The organism is Priestia sp. SIMBA_032 (genome assembly GCF_046535215.1).
In the GTDB taxonomy this organism is placed as follows: Bacteria; Bacillota; Bacilli; order Bacillales; family Bacillaceae_H; genus Priestia; species Priestia aryabhattai.
In genome coordinates, this window is the sequence record NZ_JAWRXD010001550.1 from 1 (window position 1) to 236 (window position 236).

Genomic DNA, 236 nt, shown 5'->3' on the forward strand with positions numbered 1-236 from the left:
TAAAAGAAACTGATTTAGTGGAGGCTGTAAATGCATTACATAGTGCGTTTGAGCTTTCAAAAGAAAAGCAACTGGAACAATAAGGAGTGAGACCATGATAGATTTTGGGACAATTGCAACCGCGATGGTAACACCGTTTGATATAAACGGGAATATCGATTTTGCAAAGACAACGAAATTGGTAAATTATTTAATTGATAACGGTACAACAGCAATCGTGGTAGGAGGAACGACAG

At 37.7% G+C, this 236-nt stretch carries 1 protein-coding gene; it reads left to right on the top strand.

The features are described 5' to 3' along the window. Positions 1-94 precede the first annotated feature (94 nt). Positions 95-236: dihydrodipicolinate synthase family protein (locus SB717_RS39480; protein WP_410908781.1), on the top strand; the 142-nt coding region annotated here is incomplete at its 3' end.